The sequence below is a fragment of the Pseudomonas azerbaijanoccidentalis genome (assembly GCF_019145495.1).
Lineage (GTDB): Bacteria > Pseudomonadota > Gammaproteobacteria > Pseudomonadales > Pseudomonadaceae > Aquipseudomonas > Aquipseudomonas azerbaijanoccidentalis.
The window spans coordinates 1-495 of the sequence record NZ_JAHSTU010000025.1 but is presented as its reverse complement, the minus strand read 5'-3'; the positions used below and the strand labels follow the sequence as shown (position 1 = coordinate 495).

At 62.2% G+C, this 495-nt stretch carries 1 protein-coding gene; it reads right to left on the bottom strand.

Annotation, left to right across the window (positions count from 1 at the left end; genetic code table 11):
• Positions 1-495: RHS repeat domain-containing protein (locus KVG88_RS30955; RefSeq protein WP_367616868.1), on the bottom strand; the 495-nt coding region annotated here is incomplete at both ends.

Below are 495 nucleotides of genomic sequence, written 5' to 3'. Positions count from 1 at the left end.
ACCGTTGGCTTCGTACTCGTACTTGATCTCGCCGCGCAGTTTGTCGAGGGTGCGGATCAGTTCGCCGGCCGGGTCGTACTGGTGGCGGCGATGGATCGGGTTGTAGGCGTGCTCGACCAGCAAGTCCGGCTGAATGCCGGGGTTGTGCAGGCGCGAGAGTTTTTCCGCTGGCAGGCGCGAAGCAAACTGCCAACTCTTGCGACCCAGGGCGTCGTAGCCGAAGCAGCTGGTGAGCGCGCCCTGGGTGCGCAGGACTTCGCGGTGCAGGTCGTCGCGCTCGATGTCGCTGATCAGTTGACCGTCGAGGTTGAGTTGGTGCAGGTGGCCGCTGCCGTAGTACAGGTGATTGAGGTGTTGGCCGGTGGGCAACGTCAGCGTGGTGAGGTTGCTCAATGGATCGTATTCGTAGGACAAGGCGCCTTGCGGCGTAGTCTCCTGGATCAGTCGGCCGAGCAGGTCGTAGGAGAATTCGAGCGTTTCTTCGCTGACGCCGAT